Annotated in this window: 16 protein-coding genes; 4 read left to right on the top strand and 12 right to left on the bottom strand. The window is 61.7% G+C overall.

The features are described 5' to 3' along the window. Window positions 1-9: 9 nt before the first annotated feature. The 5 genes from ACZYHG_RS02280 to dnaA form a co-directional block, all read right to left on the bottom strand. Complete coding sequence (locus ACZYHG_RS02280) at window positions 10-486, bottom strand: GNAT family N-acetyltransferase (RefSeq protein ID WP_464612355.1); 477 nt, start codon at window positions 484-486, stop codon at window positions 10-12. Between the two features lie 14 nt (window positions 487-500). Continuing rightward, on the bottom strand, window positions 501-1253 hold the full coding sequence (locus ACZYHG_RS02275) for a molybdopterin-synthase adenylyltransferase MoeB (RefSeq protein ID WP_464612354.1): 753 nt from the start codon (window positions 1251-1253) through the stop codon (window positions 501-503). Window positions 1254-1284: 31 nt separating this feature from the next. Further along, on the bottom strand, window positions 1285-2424 hold the full coding sequence (recF, locus tag ACZYHG_RS02270; RefSeq protein ID WP_464612353.1) for a DNA replication/repair protein RecF: 1140 nt from the start codon (window positions 2422-2424) through the stop codon (window positions 1285-1287). Window positions 2425-2506: 82 nt separating this feature from the next. Continuing rightward, window positions 2507-3625: a DNA polymerase III subunit beta gene (gene dnaN / locus ACZYHG_RS02265; protein ID WP_464612352.1), complete on the bottom strand. Its 1119-nt coding sequence runs from the start codon at window positions 3623-3625 to the stop codon at window positions 2507-2509. A gap of 385 nt (window positions 3626-4010) precedes the next feature. Further along, window positions 4011-5555 (bottom strand): chromosomal replication initiator protein DnaA, encoded by a 1545-nt coding sequence (gene dnaA / locus ACZYHG_RS02260; RefSeq protein ID WP_464612351.1) that lies wholly within the window; start codon window positions 5553-5555, stop codon window positions 4011-4013. Between the two features lie 653 nt (window positions 5556-6208). On the opposite strand from dnaA, the gene ACZYHG_RS02255 reads away from it, so the two are divergent. Beyond that, window positions 6209-6433 carry a hypothetical protein gene (locus ACZYHG_RS02255; protein WP_464612350.1) on the top strand — a complete coding sequence of 75 codons (225 nt, stop codon included), beginning with the start codon at window positions 6209-6211 and terminating at the stop codon, window positions 6431-6433. Here the strand turns inward: ACZYHG_RS02255 and rpsT are convergent. The 4 genes from rpsT to ACZYHG_RS02235 form a co-directional block, all read right to left on the bottom strand. Further along, window positions 6406-6672 (bottom strand): 30S ribosomal protein S20, encoded by a 267-nt coding sequence (rpsT, locus tag ACZYHG_RS02250; protein ID WP_027033005.1) that lies wholly within the window; start codon window positions 6670-6672, stop codon window positions 6406-6408. The two genes, ACZYHG_RS02255 and rpsT, sit on opposite strands and share 28 nt — an antisense overlap. Window positions 6673-6853: 181 nt before the next feature. After that, on the bottom strand, window positions 6854-7627 hold the full coding sequence (locus ACZYHG_RS02245; RefSeq protein WP_464612349.1) for an enoyl-CoA hydratase: 774 nt from the start codon (window positions 7625-7627) through the stop codon (window positions 6854-6856). A 31-nt stretch (window positions 7628-7658) separates the two neighbouring features. Then, window positions 7659-8549: a bifunctional DNA-formamidopyrimidine glycosylase/DNA-(apurinic or apyrimidinic site) lyase gene (gene mutM / locus ACZYHG_RS02240; RefSeq protein WP_464612348.1), complete on the bottom strand. Its 891-nt coding sequence runs from the start codon at window positions 8547-8549 to the stop codon at window positions 7659-7661. Then, a complete protein-coding gene (locus ACZYHG_RS02235) occupies window positions 8542-9783 on the bottom strand; it encodes a phosphopentomutase (protein WP_464612347.1) in 1242 nt (413 codons plus the stop codon). The genes mutM and ACZYHG_RS02235 overlap by 8 nt, the downstream gene beginning before the upstream one ends. A 332-nt stretch (window positions 9784-10115) precedes the next feature. Between ACZYHG_RS02235 and ACZYHG_RS02230 the strand changes: the two genes are divergently transcribed. After that, window positions 10116-11039 (top strand): phosphate/phosphite/phosphonate ABC transporter substrate-binding protein, encoded by a 924-nt coding sequence (locus ACZYHG_RS02230; protein ID WP_464612346.1) that lies wholly within the window; start codon window positions 10116-10118, stop codon window positions 11037-11039. A gap of 7 nt (window positions 11040-11046) precedes the next feature. Here ACZYHG_RS02230 and ACZYHG_RS02225 read toward each other — a convergent pair whose 3' ends face one another. From ACZYHG_RS02225 to ACZYHG_RS02215, 3 genes are all read right to left on the bottom strand, one after another. Continuing rightward, window positions 11047-11670 (bottom strand): TadE/TadG family type IV pilus assembly protein, encoded by a 624-nt coding sequence (locus ACZYHG_RS02225; protein ID WP_464612345.1) that lies wholly within the window; start codon window positions 11668-11670, stop codon window positions 11047-11049. Window positions 11671-11705: 35 nt separating this feature from the next. Continuing rightward, the gene (locus tag ACZYHG_RS02220; RefSeq protein WP_464612344.1) at window positions 11706-12296 is read right to left on the bottom strand and encodes a TadE/TadG family type IV pilus assembly protein; all 591 of its coding nucleotides are present in this window, start codon (window positions 12294-12296) and stop codon (window positions 11706-11708) included. A 134-nt stretch (window positions 12297-12430) separates the two neighbouring features. Beyond that, window positions 12431-12853: a pilus assembly protein N-terminal domain-containing protein gene (locus tag ACZYHG_RS02215; RefSeq protein ID WP_027033012.1), complete on the bottom strand. Its 423-nt coding sequence runs from the start codon at window positions 12851-12853 to the stop codon at window positions 12431-12433. Window positions 12854-13209: 356 nt separating this feature from the next. Between ACZYHG_RS02215 and ACZYHG_RS02210 the strand changes: the two genes are divergently transcribed. Next, window positions 13210-13386: a Flp family type IVb pilin gene (locus ACZYHG_RS02210; protein ID WP_027033013.1), complete on the top strand. Its 177-nt coding sequence runs from the start codon at window positions 13210-13212 to the stop codon at window positions 13384-13386. 184 nt (window positions 13387-13570) lie between these two features. Beyond that, window positions 13571-14089, top strand: a complete 519-nt coding sequence (locus ACZYHG_RS02205; RefSeq protein ID WP_464612343.1) for an A24 family peptidase — start codon at window positions 13571-13573, stop codon at window positions 14087-14089. Window positions 14090-14125: the final 36 nt, after the last annotated feature.

Here is a 14125-nt window from a genome sequence, read left to right as displayed (position 1 = left end):
AGTAAAAACTTACGAAATAGATTTGCGCATGGTGATCGAGGTTGGCCTGGCGTAGCCTTCATGTGCCGTCCGCTCGGTCTCGTGGAAACCGAGGCGGGCAAAGGCGGCATGATTGGCGGTGAGTTCGATGCGCGTCTGAAGCTCCAGCGCCGCCTTGCCGCGGTCGAGCGCAAGAATTTCGACCGCCCGCATCAGCCGCCGGCCAATGCCTTGCCCCTGCCAGTCCGGAGCCACGGCGAGCTTGCCGACATAAAAATCGTCAGCCCTTTCAAGGGCAAAGACGCAGCCGACGATCCTGTCGCCGTCGAGCGCGACGAAGCCGGTCTCTTGCAAAGCCTTGTCGCGCAGTGTGTCGACGGTGAGCAGGTGGGCCGAGGACGGCGGGTCGATGACACCGTCCATGAACGCGAAGGCGCGCATGATCAGGGCAAGCAAATCATCCCAGCGGCCGAAATCGGCCGGGATGCGGTCGATGGAGAGGGGCATGGTCCGCTCCAAGGTCAGCGCCTGGCGTAGCGGATCGTTTCGAAGCGGGCGGCCAGTGCATCATAGAGCAGCAGCCTGCCGACCAGTGGCTCGCCGATGCCGGTGATCAGCTTGATCGCTTCCATCGCCTGCAATGTGCCGACGACACCGGTCAGGGCACCGAGCACGCCGGCCTCGGCGCAGGACGGCACCAGGCCTGGCGGCGGGGCTTCGGGAAAAAGGTCGCGATATCCAGGATTCGGCTTGCCATCCCTGCCGTCCTCGAAGGGCTTGAGCACCGTCACCGAGCCGTCGAAGCGGCCGACGGCGGCATGAACCAGCGGTTTGCGCTCGCTCGCGCAGGCGTCGGCCACCGCATAACGGGTCTCGAAATTGTCGGAACCGTCGACAACGATGTCATAGCGGGCGACGAGGGCTGGGGCGTTCTCGATGGTCAGCCGGAATGTATGCGTCTCGACCGCGGTGTTGGGATTGATGCGGGCGATTGCCGCCCTGGCGCTATCGGTTTTCAGCATGCCGACAGTGTCGGTGCCGTGGATGACCTGGCGCTGCAAATTGGAGAGCGACACGGTGTCGTCGTCGACAATGCCGAGCGTGCCGATGCCGGCCGCGGCAAGGTATTCGAGCACCGGCGCACCCAGTCCGCCGGCACCTATCACCAGGACCCGGGCTTGCTTGAGCTTCTGCTGGCCCGCACCGCCGATTTCGGGCAGCACGATGTGGCGGGCATAGCGTTCGATCTCGTCGGCGGTGAGCGCAGTGGTCATATCAGGACCATATCGCGGCACAAAAACCTTGTCAGGCGTCTTCGGTTGGCCCAACCGTACCGTGGTCGACGGTCAGGAATTGCGCTCGCCCCTTGAGGCTGGAAAACAGCGCCGCATCGGTCCCCGTCATGAAAGCCTGACAGTTCAACTCCTCCAGGATCGAAAACAGCGCCGCGCGCCGGCCACCGTCGAGGTGTGCCGCGATCTCGTCCAGCAGCAGGATTGGCGTCATCCCGGACATCTCGCCGGTCAGTCGCGCGTGAGACAGGACGATGCCAACCAGCAATGCCTTCTGCTCTCCGGTCGAACAGAGTTCGGCCGGCATTGCCTTGGGCCTGTGCCTCACCAGGAGATCGGAACGGTGCGGGCCTTCGAGCGTTCGTCCCGCGGCACGATCACGATCACGGCCATCGGCCAGCGCCCGCCGGAACCGTTCCTCGACATCGACCGCAGGCGCACTGGCGATTTCAGTTTCCAGATCGCCCGAGAGGCCGATGTCGGCCTGCGGAAACGGACCGCTGTCGGGCAGCCTGTCGATCATGGCGGCGAGCAAGCGCACCAGTTCGGCGCGCGCCGCGGCAATCGCCACGCCGGTCTCGGCCATCTGCGTCTCGATCGCCTCGAACCAACCGATGTCCCGCGAGCCTTCAGTAAGCAGGCGGTTACGGCCGCGCATCGCCTTCTCGTAATCGAGGGCCCGCTGGCCGTGACCGGGATCGATCGCCAGCACCAGCCGGTCGAGAAAGCGCCGGCGATCCCCAGCCGGTCCGGTGAACAACGCATCCATGGCCGGCGTCAGCCACACCACGCGCAGCCACTCCAACATATCCTCGGCCGACCGCGCGGTGGCGCCGTTGATGCGCACCCGCCTGCCGGCTTCGCCGTCCGCACCGGAAATGCCCGTGCCGATCTCGACCTGACCGTCAGGTCCGTCGAGCCGGGCGTGCAGCGCAAAACCGCCGTCGCCGCCTTCGCGCGCGACATCGCCGTAAGGGGCACGGCGCAGGCCGCGCCCCGGCGTCAAAAAGGAAATCGCTTCGAGGAGGTTGGTTTTGCCGGCGCCGTTATCGCCGGAAAAGACCACAGGGCCTGGGGCCAGATCGATCGCCAGCGCCGCGTAATTGCGGAAACTGGTAAGTGTTAGCTTACTTATATGAGTCTGTTCCGGCAACCGCTATCCGCCTGTAGAAGTCGCCGAAGCCATGTTCTTGCTGCCAGTTCGGCCGCAGACCCTTGTTGATGATGCGCGCCGGCTATACCCGCATCGGCATGAGCACGTAAAGCGCAGTCTCGTCGGCCATGTCGTGGATCAGCGTGGGCGAACCGGCATCGGCCAGCATGAATTTGGCTTCCGTGCCGGTCAGTTGCGCGGCAACATCGAGCAAATATTTGGCGTTGAAGCCGATTTCGATCGGGTCAGACGAATAGTCAGCCGCCAGTTCCTCGGTGGCGCTGCCCGAATCCGGGTTGTTGACCGCAAGCGTCACCTGGCCCTCGCTGATCGAAAGCTTCACCGCGCGGCCACGTTCGGAGGAAATGGTCGAGACGCGATCGACCGCGGCCGCAAAGCTCTGGCGATCAAGGATCAGCTTCTTGTCGTTGCCGGTCGGAATGACCCGCTGATAATCGGGGAAGGTGCCGTCAATCAGCTTGGAGGTCAGGACCACGCTGCCGATGGTGAAGCGGATCTTGGTGTCCGACAGTTCCGTGGTCACGGGGATATCGGGATCATCGACCAGCTTTTGCAGCTCGCTCACCGTCTTGCGCGGAATGATGATGCCCGGCATGCCCTCGGAACCGGCTGGCGCGTCGATTTCGGCGCGCGCCAGGCGGTGGCCGTCCGTGGCCACCGAGCGCAGCTTCAGCTTGCCGCCGACTTCGTGCGTGTGCAGGTAGATGCCGTTGAGATAATAGCGCGTCTCCTCGGTGGAGATGGCGAACTGCGTCTTCTCGATCAGGCCTCTCAGGGCAACCGAGTCGAGCCGGAAGATATGCGAGAAGGATCCTGCCGAAAGCTCGGGGAAGTCGGACTGTGGCAAGCACTGCAGGCGAAAGCTCGAGCGGCCCGACGTCACCGTCATGGCGTTGCCGTCCTCATCCGTCTTCAGCATCACTTCGGCGCCGTCGGAAAGCTTGCGCACGATGTCGTAGAGCAGATGTGCCGGAACCGTCGTCGCCCCGCCGCGCTCCACCTTGGCGGGTGTCGCTTCCGTCACCTCCAGGTCGAGGTCGGTGGCCTTCATTTCGAGGCTGGCGCCTTCGGCGCTGAGCAGCACGTTGGACAGGATCGGTATGGTGTTGCGCCGTTCGACCACGCGGTGCACGTGGTTGAGCGACTTCAGGAGATTTGACCGTTCCAGGATAACACGCATGACGAAACAGGCTCGCTTGAAAGGATGAGCGGGTCTCCGGCTGGCGGCGCCCCGCGAAAGGTCTGAACAGGCTCAGAATCTGCGTAAACTGACAGGAAAAAGCCAGCGAACGCAAGCCCGCGCCACCGGTTCGGGCCGGCTGCACGGGCTTTCTGGGGATAAAGGCCACGAAGACCGCCAGCCGAGGTGCTGAATCCGGAATCCGGATCGTCTCCAGGCTCTATTTTGACACAATTCCCAAGGGAAAGCGCTATGCGCTTTCCCAAGAAAACTGTTTCACGATTTTCCCGGAATTGCGCTACGCCGCGAGCCCGTTTCGGGTTTAGGGCTAGGCAGGCAAGCCATTGAATTCCAGTGCAGTTCTGGCCTGCCTGTCCTTGACCGGTCAGGCCTGGTCGTTGATCAGCCGCCGCAGCAGCTCGAGTTCCTGGGCCAGCGTGTTGTCGTTGCCGGAAAGGTCCTCGATCTTGCGCACAGCGTGCAGCACCGTGGTGTGATCGCGGCCACCGAAGCGCCGCCCGATTTCGGGCAGGGAGCGCGGCGTCATCACCTTCGACAGGTACATGGCGACCTGCCGTGGCTTGACGATGGTGCGCGTACGCCGGTTGGATAAAAGCTCCGTCTTCGACACGTTGTAGTGGCGCGCCACGATGCGCTGGATGTCCTCGATGCGAACCCGCTTCGGCTCGCCGGTGCGATAGATGTGGCCGAGGATCTCGTCGATGCGGTCGATGGTGATCTGCGGCTCGAAGGACTGGCGAAACAGCAGCTGATTGAACGCGCCCTCCAGTTCACGTCCGCTGCCGGTCACGGTGCGGGCAACGTGATTGAGGATCTCTTCCGAGATGTCGAGCGATGCGTCGTCGACCCTGGCCGTGGCCAGGCGCAGTTTGAGCATACCGAGGCGCATGGCGAAATCCGGCGCCGACATTTCGAGCGCGACGCCGCCATTGAGGCGCGAGCGGACCCGCGGCTCAAGCGATTCCAGCTCGGACGGCGGCCGGTCGGCGGCGACGACGACTTGCTTGGCGCTGTCGAGCAGCATGTTGATCAAATGGCAGAATTCATGCTGGATCGACTTGCCCTGCAGGAACTGCATGTCGTCGATAATCAAGAGGTCGATGTCGCGCAGCTGCTCCTTGAGCGTCAGCGCGTTGTTGTCGCGGATCGCGGTGGCGAAGCGCCACATGAAATACTCCGCGGTGAGATAGACGACGCGGGACTTGGGGTTCTGCTTCAGCGATTCCGCCGCGATGGCCTGCAAGAGGTGGGTCTTGCCGAGCCCGACGGTCGCGTGCAGGAAAAGCGGATTGAAGCGCACCGCGCTCGACTGCGATTCCGCCACGGCCTTGGCCGCGGCGAAGGCCACCCGGTTCGACGGCCCCTCGATGAACGAGCCGAAGGTGTAGCGCGGGTCCAACGGCGATCCGAGTACGTTGTGGCGGAATTCGGTTTCGACCGCAGCGCCGGGGCGTGGCACCGCAGACCGCTCCACCCTGCCTGGGCTCGCGGTGCCGGCGGCCAGCGCTGTCTGTGTCTGCCGCGTCATCTTGCGCGCTGGCGTCAATTCCGGTTCGACGGGGCTGCGCCCCTGGCGGGTGGCGTTGCGCACGACGATCTCGATCTTGAGGAGTTCGGGATCCTCGTGCTTCCACAGCTCGGAAATGAGGTCATGGTAGTGGCCGTTGATCCACGAGCGCAGGAAGGCGGTGGGCACCGAGATGCGGACAATGCCCTTGGACGCCTCCGCGACCTTCATGCGGCCGAACCAGCTCGAGTAGACTTCAACCCCCAGACGCGCCTTCAACTGGGTCTTGACCCGGTCGAACTTCTGTTCCGCGTCGCTGGAGACCGCCATCTCGTTTGCTCCGATCAAAGTTCCAGGAAATGGGAGGTCGCCCGTAAGCTCCCTTTCGATGCCGCGCTGCATGATCTCTTCCTTCTGTACCTGTTTTACGCCGGGGATGCGCCTCCTGCATCCGTGTTCCGGCGACCTAAGTCTTTGCTACGATGTCCGCTGCCGCCGCCGGCAGATGAACGTCGCCACGATCCTAGGGGAACCGGTGCCGGCCCATGGAAGCCAGTCCGCGTTGGGTATGTCAGAGCAATACAACACCGTCCGGCGAAAGAGCGCCGGCGCGCCGTCTACCTGCAATGTCTTGTTACGCCAGTCCCCTTACCCACATCAAAAAAGACAAACCAATCCCGTTCACGGACTTGATCCGCGTTGCAAATCCCGCCAATTTACGCTGGCCGATTCGGACTTGGTTAAGGGCCACAGGCCCGTCCCTCTTGATGACCCAACATTACCGAAATCGCTGTGGATAGGGCAAGGCCACCCCTAACTGATTTTTAAGGAATCTGGTTACCTCGGGCTGGTGCGAGCCGCATGCCGCAACGGCATATTTTGACAAAGCCATTGTGATTCAAACCCTTTTCCGCAGAATGTGAAAAAGCCGGGCCTGCGCGAAATATTCTGAAATAATTCGCTTGACAGGCAGTTGTTCTCCCATCCCCTTGGCGCTCTGTGGACAAGGTGTGGATGACCATGGGTAAATATTTGAAAAATATAGGTTATTTCTGATGGTTAAGAATTTTAACGCCATCACTTTTCAGGTGCATCAACCATCAACAGGCATGCATGTGCCGGCAAAACATTTCGAAGCCGGGAATGCGCTTCAAACGTCGTTTGCGGACATTCTTTTTAAGTGCTTGCCGGCAAACGAAAAAACCCGGCTCAATCGGCCGGGCTTTGAAGAAGATCGGTTTGGAAGGCTATATCAGGCGGACAGCACCTTGAGGCGCTGAGCCAGCCGCGACACTTTGCGAGATGCAGTGTTCTTGTGGAGGATGCCCTTGGTTGCGGCACGCATCAATTCCGGCTCGGCAGCCTTGAAAGCAGCCTGTGCCGCGGTCTTGTCGCCGGAGGCAAGTGCCTCCTCAACCTGACGGACATAGGAGCGGACCCGCGAGCGGCGGTTCTTGTTGATCGCCGCACGGCGGGCGATCTTGCGCGTTGCCTTTTTGGCCGAGGATGTGTTGGCCATGATGCCTCTCTTCTGATCTGGTCGGCGCACGCGGCGTGCCGCAGGGCGCAAAAAACAAACGGGTAGCCACGGGGCCGCCTCGGTTGGTGCGGCTTATAGTTCAGCTTTTCCGGCGCGTCAACGCTGCCTGGCGTTCTTTTTGGCCGACGCCACAGCGTTTCGATCGCGGGCCGGTGACGCTCTACCGATTGGTAAAATTCGGCTTCCGCTTTTCGGCGAAGGCGGCCATGCCTTCCTTCTGGTCTTCGAGCGCGAAAAGCGAGTGGAACAGGCGGCGTTCGAACCGCAATCCCTCGGCAAGCGTCGTCTCATAGGAACGGTTGACGGCTTCCTTCGCCATCATCACCGACGGCAGCGAGAAATCTGCGATCTTGGCCGCCGCCTTGACGGCCTCCTCGACAAGTTCGGCGGCAGGCACGACCCGCGACACCAGGCCTGAGCGCTCGGCTTCCGCTGCATCCATCAGCCGTCCGGTCAGGCACATGTCCATCGCTTTCGACTTGCCGACGAACCGGGTCAGGCGTTGCGATCCGCCCATGCCGGGAATGACGCCGAGCGTGATTTCGGGCTGGCCGAACTTGGCGGTGTCGGCGGCAATGATGAAATCGCACATCATCGCCAGTTCGCAGCCGCCTCCCAGCGCATAGCCGGCCACCGCCGCAATGATCGGCTTGCGCGCCCGCGTGAACTCTTCCCAGCCAACGAAGAAGTCCTGGCTGTAGGCGTCCACATAGGAGATCGCCTGCATTTCCTTGATATCGGCGCCGGCGGCAAAGGCCTTGTCGGAACCGGTGATAACCATGGCACCGATACTGGGATCGGCGCAGAAACCGTTCACTGCTGCGACCAGCTCGGCGAGGATCTGGGAATTCAGCGCGTTCAGCGCCTTTGGCCGGTTCAGCGTGATAAGCCCGACCTTGCCGCGCGTCTCGGTAATGATCGTTTCATAGGCCATGGCTGTTTCTCCTCGCTCAAGCCGATCTAACTCAGAGCTGACACGTCCGGCAATAGAAGGTCGAGCGTCCACTCTGCACGATGCGCTCTATGTGGCCGCCGCAGCTGGGCCTCGGGCAAGGCTCTCCCTCGCGGTCGTAGACGGCGAAGGAATGCTGGAAATAGCCCAGCGACCCGTCGGTGTGCATGTAGTCGCGCAGCGAAGACCCGCCGGCGGCGATGGCATCCGCAATGACCGAGCGGATCGCCTCGGCGAGGCGTTCGCTTTGTTCCCTGGCCTTCTTGTCCGGCTTGGCGATGGTGCCCGCCTCGCGCAAGGGCGACAGGCGGGCGCGCCACAGCGCCTCCGAGACATAGATATTGCCAAGACCCGCGATCAGCCTCTGATCGAGAAGTGCGGCCTTCAGCGGCGATCTGCGGCCCTTCAGCAAAGAGGCCAGCAGCACACCGTCCAGCGTATTGCCCGTCGGCTCGACGCCCAGTCCGGCCAGCATCGGATGCGTCTCCGGCGGCTCCTCCGCAAACAGCATGAAGCCGAAGCGGCGCGGGTCGTTGAAGATGACGCGGAACCGGGCGCCGGCCGTGGAGACGACATGGAACACGACATGGTCATGCGCCGTGCTTTTCGAGCGTTCATGGTGAAACACTCCCGGTGTCTCGCTGCCGTCGTCGGTCTCGATGCGAAAAGAGCCTGACATGCCGAGATGGCAGATCAGCACCGGGCCATCCTGCACATGGATGGTCAGATATTTGGCCCGGCGGCCAAGCGCGGTGATCGTCCTGCCGGTCAGCCGTTCCGAAAATCGCTCGGGAAAGGGGAACCGCAGATCTGGCCGTCGCGCCTCGACCTTGGCCAGGCGGGCGCCTTCCAGGATCGGCTGCAGGCCACGCCGGACCGTTTCGACTTCGGGCAATTCAGGCATGGCCGCCAATCATCGCATGGAACGAAGTGCCGTGGTGGCCACGCGCCAGCCCGAGATGCTCAGCGACCGTCTCGCCGATATCGGCGAATGTTGCTCTCAGTCCGATGTCGCCGCCTTTGAAGCCTGGTCCGGTGCCGATCACCGGGATGCGTTCGCGCGTATGATCGGTCCCGCGCCAGGTCGGATCATTGCCGTGATCGGCCGTCAGGATGAGAAGGTCGCCCTGCAGCAGCCTTGCGAATGCCTCCGGCAGTCGCCGGTCGAAGGCCTCGAGCGCGGCGGCATAGCCGGCGACATCGCGGCGATGGCCGAATTCGGTGTCGAAATCGACGAAATTGGCAAAGACGAGATCGCCGTCACCGGCATCATCCATCGCACCAAGCGCCTTGTCGAACATGGCCATGTTGCCGGCGGCCTTGCGCACTTCCGAAATCCCGCGATGGGCGAAGATGTCGCCGATCTTGCCGACGGCGATGACGCGGCTTCCGCGCACCGTCAGCCGGTCAAGCAGGGTCGGCTCCGGCGGCGGCACGGCATAGTCATGACGGTTGTAGGTCCGCTGGAACGTGCCGGCGGTTTCGCCGACGAACGGCCGTGCGATCACCCGCCCGATCCTCAGCGGATCGACCAGCCGCCGCACCACCTGGCAGAATTCATAAAGCCGCTCCAACCCGAAATGGACTTCATGCGCCGCGATCTGCAGGACCGAGTCGACGGAGGTGTAGCAGATCGGTTTGCCGGTGCGGATGTGTTCCTCGCCGAACCGTTCGATGATCTCGGTGCCCGGCGCATGGCAGTTGCCGAGAATGCCCGGCACCTCGCCTTCGCGGATCATCGCCGCGGTCAGCTCAGCCGGGAAGGCGGGAACCGTATCCGCGAAATAACCCCAATCGAAGCGCACCGGCAGCCCTGCGATCTCCCAGTGGCCGGAAGGTGTATCCTTGCCGCTCGAAACTTCCTGCGCCGCGCCATGGAAGGCATTGGCGAGCAAATCCGTCCCGAAATGGACGAAACCCAATCCTGTCGCCGTCTCGGCTGCCTTGCCGAGCCCGAGTGATGCCATGTGGGGGACAAACAGCGGTCCCTGACGAACCCCTTCGCGATCAGCGCGCCCTTCCGCGCAAGCCTCGGCAATGTGCGCCAGCGTGTTTGCGCCGGCATCGCCATAGCGTTCGGCGTCGGCCGCGCCGCCGATGCCAAAGGAATCCAGGACAAAGAGGAAAGCACGCGCCATCGGGTCATTGTTGCCAGTGTGGACGACCAGACATAGGGTTCCACGGCGGCATTGGCAATTCGGAAACCAAACGGCAATGGCTTGGCGCGATAGTCCCTTGCATGTCGCCCAAAAGTGCGCAGCGGTTTTGGGAGAACGACATGCATAAGACTAAGGGTCCATGTCGCCCAAAAGTGCCTTGGCGGTTTGGGGCAACGACTTGGACGAGGCAGAAGTCCATGTCGCCCGAAAATGCCCAGTGGTTTTGGGACAACGACTTGGACAAATACAAAAGGTATCGCGACACGCCGGACATGAGACATGGATCGAGGAAAACAGACTACGGTCTTGTCATGAAAGCTGTGCTGAAAGCGTGCGGCGCCCTGATAGTCGCGCATGGCACGCTCTGGTCTGGTCCGGCACGAGCCGACTGGCGCGATGATATCGGCACGTTTCGCATCGGCATTGTCGCCGAGCCTGGCGCTGGCAACACCGTTCCGGGGCTGGCGGTGTTGACGGAGGCCTTTACCAATGCGCTTGGCATGAAGGTGGAATTTGTCGTTGCGCGCGATTATGCGGCACTGATCGAGGGGCAGGCCAATGGCCGCATCGAATATGCCATCTATTCGGCGACCGCCTACGCCACGGCGCTGCAACGCTGCGGCTGCGTCGAGCCGCTCGTGGCTCCGGTCGATTCCAACGGCGCGGCCGGCATCCGTTCCATCCTGTTGACCAGGGACGGCAAACTGCCGGATCTGGCGGCGATGGCGACGCACCGGATCGCCATGCCGCCGCCGGACAGCGTCGGTGGGTCGCTTTTGCCGCTGGCGGGGCTGGCCGCCGAGCATGTCACGATCGCGGATGACTCACCGTTTCTGGTCTATGCCGATTCAGCGTCGGCGGCGGAAAAAATGCTCTTCGACGGTCAGGCCGACGCTTTGTTCGGTTGGGTGACAGCCACAATCGACGGCCAGTCATTGTTGTCTGATGGCACGCAGGCAAGGCTCGAATTGGCCGGCCTTTCGCCGTCGGCTTTCCAGGTCGTGTGGACGTCGCCTTTGCTGAGATACGGTCCCCATGCCGTACGCAGCGATCTCGACCCTGAAGCCAGGCGTCGGCTGACCGTGTTCCTCACCAACCTCAAATCGACGACGCCGGATGTCTACGATCTCCTGGAATCGAAACATTCCGGCGGCTTCGCAACCGTGGCCCCGAAGGATTATGCGACGGCAGAAGCCATCGTGCGCCTGGTGTCGGCCAATAATGGGCAGCAATAAAGAATCTTCAGCAATCGCCGCAGGGGATCGTCAGGCTTCTGCGCGGGCGCAGATAGTAGGTCTCGCCCATCGAGATCGTGGTGGTCAGCGACGGGGTCAATCCGAGCTTTTGCTTGGTGTCCGACTGCCAGTTGATAATTGGCGCATAGGCGAGATTGCTATCGACGCGGATGAGGAAGGTACCGGCGACCATGAGCGTTGCTGGAACCGTTGTCGCGGTACCCGCGGTGGCACCGGCGCTGTTGACGCCGCCTACCACCTTGCGCGACCAGACCACCAGGACCTTGACCGGGTTATCGGTGGTGACCTGTATGGCGGTGATGGTGATGCTCGGCGTCGAGCGGTTGTAGGGCTGGATGGTCGACGTGCCGATCTGCATGATGGCATCGAGATCCGCCTTGACGATGGTCGACTGCTGCGTGATGAGATCGGCGACCATGCTGCCGATGCGGCTGACCTTCTTGCTGGTCTCGATGGCCTGCGAAGCCTCCATTGTCATGAAGTACATGACCAGCAGGATCGGCACGATCAGAGCGAATTCGACCGCCGCCACGCCACGGCGATTGGAGCAGAATCCCGCTGCCTTGCTCCAGAGTCCCGCAATTCCCGGATGTGCCCCCGCACGCATCATGCCCATTGCCTTTTTTCTTGTTGTTGTCTGCGAATTCAATTGTCGAACGGTTCGTTCTGCCAGGTCACGGATGCAAAGTGCAGTGTCCTGCCGCCATTCAGATTGGCCATCGACTTGGCCATCAGATCGGTCATGACGGGCCATTTGTAGAAGACCCGCAGCATGTTTCTCGATTCCGCCGGACCCGGCGTGTTTGCGAAGGGCTGCGAGTTCGCGCCTTGCATCAGCACGACATCGCCGTTTTGGATCTGGAAGCTCGCCGTGGCCGCGTCGGCGAAAGTATTATACTGGCGCAGGTCCACCAGCAGCTGTTGTGGGCAATCCGTGGAGACGATGATCTCCAGTTTGCCGCAGATCAGGGTCGTCAATTTGGTCCCGGCGACATCGGCCGGCCTCAACTGGCCGGTGCGCAACTGGCGCGCGACATCGTCGGTGATGTTGGCCATCACTTCCTGGCCGGCAAAGGAGATGCAGCTTTCAAGGATGGCGAAAACGAGGAGGGCGAACGGCAATGCCAGCAGCGCGAACTCCAGCGCCGTGGCGCCTCGCCGGTCGCGAACGAAACGTCTGAAAGACTTGGCGCGCTCCACCTTGCGCTGACCTGTCGAGCCGAATTCTTTGCCCATACCTTGTTCCTGCCACCCCTGGACGGTTCCGACAGGTGTATTAGCGCAAACCAATTGAAGTCAGGTTTGAATGATCGTTAAAGTCGGCGCGGGCGTTTTAACCAGCCGGTAACTTGCGACAGTCGGCGCGCCGTCTATTTGCTGCCACTCATCTCGGTTTCGGAGGATTTTTCGGCCTCGCTCTTATAGTAGCTTTCGCAATAGGGCGTGCAGGACATGGTCTGGACCTCGGCACGCCGGTAAATGCGGACGGATGAAGCTGCCTGCCGCACGACGGTGACCTGCGCGTCGACAATCGGGCTGCCCTCCTGGTCGAGGACGACGAGATTGGTGACGCCGAAACCTTTGCCGGTGAGCACGATCGTCGAGGCGTCCTGGACGGAGGCATCGGCGATTGCTGGATTGCCGACGACAATCGTATCGGCCGGGCGCGACAATTTCACGATCTTGGCCTGGTTCATGGTGACTTCGATGCCGGCGCCGGCCCTGGCGGGCGTGATCAAGCTTGTGGCGGCAAGAAGCACGGCAATCAGGATTGAAGATCTCGGCACGGCCATCAAGGCGCTCCACGCAAGCAGACTGTTCAACAGAACATGAACGAGATTGGTGAACCAACGGTTAAGCGGCTTGCCGCCGCCGGATGCAGCGACCGGCATGGCCGCTCGCATGGCGGGATTCGCGCGGGGCCGCAAACTTCCGTGAGTCCTTGCCTTTTGCGGCGCTGGCTTGGGGAGCGGTATTTTAGCCAGCGCTTAGTATGGGGTTAACCACGCAATATGTTCGAGCCGGGAAAGGAATCGGTAAGGCTGTTTATTAAGCCGATCGAAAGAGCTTCTTCCTAGATTGGCAGCATCCGATCAACCACCACAGAAGTTGACGGAAGTGCTGTAACACGTGGAGTAGGAGCTCTCAAATGTCTAACCTTTTTGCACGTTTCGTGAAGGACGAATCCGGCGCGACCGCTATCGAATATGGTCTGATCGCCGCTCTCATCGCGCTCGCCATCATCACCGGCGCCGGCGCACTCGGCAACGCAATCAACGCCAAGTTCACGGCTATCGGAACCACCCTGAACTCCAGCGGCGGTTGATCCGCTTACTGTTGATCGCACATAGCGTTCTGGGCAGGGGCCGCCACATGGTGGCCCCTGTTTTTATGCTGCTTGTTTTTGGCGCAGCAAAACCAGTCGCCTTTTCGTCACGGGTCTCATCAATCGTTAATCGAGCCAAGCTAGATTGAGCCCCACTAAATTCGGACAATAGGCATGAGCGCCGATGCTTGAAGCCCTGATCTTTGTCGTCTTTCCGTTCTGCATGCTGTTTGCAGCGATCTCCGACATGCTGTCGATGACGATTGCCAATCGCGTGTCGGTATTGCTTGTCGTCGTCTTCGCGCTGGTTGCGCCGCTGACGGGTATGGAATGGGCAGCTTACGGTTGGCATTTCGCCGCCGGCGCCCTGGTCCTGGCCGTGACGTTCGGCCTGTTTGCGATGGGTGGCATGGGTGGGGGCGACGCCAAGCTGCTGGCCGCCACGGCCGTGTGGATGGGGCTCAATATCCAACTCGTCCAATATCTCGTGGCCTCGACATTGATCGGCGGCCTGCTGACAATCGCCATCCTGCTTTACCGGAAGTCACCGCTGGCTGCTTTTACCGGCCAAAATCCGTTCCTGCGTCATTTCGCGGATGAGAAGACTGGCGTTCCCTACGGGATCGCGCTCGGCCTGGGCGGGCTGCTGACTTATCCGGATTCGCCTTTGATGGTGTGGGCGCTGGCAAGGCTGGCGAGCTGAGCTCGATCCAATTTATTTTTCTGGTTCTCTTCTGCC

The organism is Mesorhizobium subarcticum (genome assembly GCF_055456085.1).
This window is presented reverse-complemented; position numbering and strand designations above follow the sequence as displayed.

Coding starts and splice junctions, on each gene's coding strand:
- ACZYHG_RS02280 (WP_464612355.1), bottom strand. CDS start 486: ATGCCCCTCTCCATCGACCGCATCCCGGCCGATTTCGGCCGCTGGGAT.
- ACZYHG_RS02275 (WP_464612354.1), bottom strand. CDS start 1,253: ATGACCACTGCGCTCACCGCCGACGAGATCGAACGCTATGCCCGCCAC.
- dnaN (WP_464612352.1), bottom strand. CDS start 3,625: ATGCGTGTTATCCTGGAACGGTCAAATCTCCTGAAGTCGCTCAACCAC.
- dnaA (WP_464612351.1), bottom strand. CDS start 5,555: ATGCAGCGCGGCATCGAAAGGGAGCTTACGGGCGACCTCCCATTTCCT.
- ACZYHG_RS02255 (WP_464612350.1), top strand. CDS start 6,209: ATGGTTAAGAATTTTAACGCCATCACTTTTCAGGTGCATCAACCATCA.
- rpsT (WP_027033005.1), bottom strand. CDS start 6,672: ATGGCCAACACATCCTCGGCCAAAAAGGCAACGCGCAAGATCGCCCGC.
- ACZYHG_RS02245 (WP_464612349.1), bottom strand. CDS start 7,627: ATGGCCTATGAAACGATCATTACCGAGACGCGCGGCAAGGTCGGGCTT.
- mutM (WP_464612348.1), bottom strand. CDS start 8,549: ATGCCTGAATTGCCCGAAGTCGAAACGGTCCGGCGTGGCCTGCAGCCG.
- ACZYHG_RS02235 (WP_464612347.1), bottom strand. CDS start 9,783: ATGGCGCGTGCTTTCCTCTTTGTCCTGGATTCCTTTGGCATCGGCGGC.
- ACZYHG_RS02230 (WP_464612346.1), top strand. CDS start 10,116: ATGAAAGCTGTGCTGAAAGCGTGCGGCGCCCTGATAGTCGCGCATGGC.
- ACZYHG_RS02225 (WP_464612345.1), bottom strand. CDS start 11,670: ATGATGCGTGCGGGGGCACATCCGGGAATTGCGGGACTCTGGAGCAAG.
- ACZYHG_RS02220 (WP_464612344.1), bottom strand. CDS start 12,296: ATGGGCAAAGAATTCGGCTCGACAGGTCAGCGCAAGGTGGAGCGCGCC.
- ACZYHG_RS02215 (WP_027033012.1), bottom strand. CDS start 12,853: ATGGCCGTGCCGAGATCTTCAATCCTGATTGCCGTGCTTCTTGCCGCC.
- ACZYHG_RS02210 (WP_027033013.1), top strand. CDS start 13,210: ATGTCTAACCTTTTTGCACGTTTCGTGAAGGACGAATCCGGCGCGACC.
- ACZYHG_RS02205 (WP_464612343.1), top strand. CDS start 13,571: ATGCTTGAAGCCCTGATCTTTGTCGTCTTTCCGTTCTGCATGCTGTTT.